The organism is Bacillus sp. VA15, assembly GCF_055721145.1.
The window spans coordinates 1-399 of sequence record NZ_JBVQPQ010000050.1; the positions used below are offsets into that span (position 1 = coordinate 1).

At 57.1% G+C, this 399-nt stretch carries 1 protein-coding gene; it reads left to right on the plus strand.

Features of this window, described 5'->3' with window-relative positions; genetic code table 11:
• Positions 1 to 376: aminoalkylphosphonate N-acetyltransferase (phnO, locus tag AC0DBE_RS21690; RefSeq protein ID WP_472963776.1), on the plus strand; the 376-nt coding region annotated here is incomplete at its 5' end.
• Between the last annotated feature and the right edge of the window lie 23 nt (positions 377 to 399).

Below are 399 nucleotides of genomic sequence, written 5' to 3' on the forward strand. Positions count from 1 at the left end.
GATTTGCGAACTCAAGCAGAGTGAGTTTGATCATCAGGCGTTCCACGCCGGGTATCTTGCCAATCTGCAGGACCACAATATGCGCTACCAGCTGGCTGAACTAAACGGCCAGGTGGTGGGCATGATTGGACTGCATATGCAGTTTCACCTGCACCACGCCAGATGGATTGGCGAGATCCAGGAGCTGGTGGTCATGCCACAGGCGCGCGGTCTCAGGGTGGGCAGCCAGCTGTTGGCCTGGGCGGAGAACGTGGCGCGGCAGGCGGGCGCTGAACTGACAGAGCTATCCACTAGCGTGAAGCGCCTGGACGCTCACCGTTTTTATGCGCGTGAAGGGTATACGCAGAGCCATTTTCGTTTCACCAAACTGTTGTAGAGGTGCACGATGAGTCTGACGAT